This is a genomic window from Ectopseudomonas khazarica (genome assembly GCF_004521985.1).
Lineage (GTDB): Bacteria > Pseudomonadota > Gammaproteobacteria > Pseudomonadales > Pseudomonadaceae > Aquipseudomonas > Aquipseudomonas khazarica.
Genome location: NZ_SBHZ01000046.1, coordinates 1 through 432, shown reverse-complemented (window position 1 = coordinate 432; position 432 = coordinate 1). Strand labels below are relative to the sequence as shown.

1 protein-coding gene is annotated in these 432 nt (G+C 56.2%); it reads right to left on the bottom strand.

Annotation, left to right across the window (positions count from 1 at the left end; genetic code table 11):
* Positions 1-432: MobA/MobL family protein (locus EPK82_RS24655; protein WP_167494407.1), on the bottom strand; the 432-nt coding region annotated here is incomplete at both ends.

Below are 432 nucleotides of genomic sequence, written 5' to 3'. Positions count from 1 at the left end.
TCCCTGACCTTTCCACCGAATCCAGCAGGTCCGACAGCTCTCGTGGTCAGCATGATGTGCGCATGGGGATTTGTTTTATCCATGTGATGGAACGCCACATCAGCAATCATGCCCTGACTGACAAAGTTTTCTCTGACAAAGGCGAGAACGGTTTCCCGTGCGGCATCCTGCGGTAGTTCGCGGGGGATGGCGAGTTCAATTTCCCGCGCAAGTTGTGAGTTCTTCCGGCGTTCGGCCTTCTCAACGGCATTCCAGAGTTCGGCACGGTTCGTACACCAGGCAGGGGCTGTCGCGGGAGTCAGAATCACAGCTTCAGCCACACCGCTTTTGCGGGTGTAGTCGTGAGTCAGTCCGGTACGCTCATCAAGCATCAGTGAACCGGAACGATAGGCAGCAGAAGCAACGGCGCTGTAGCCGCTGTTTCTGGAGATG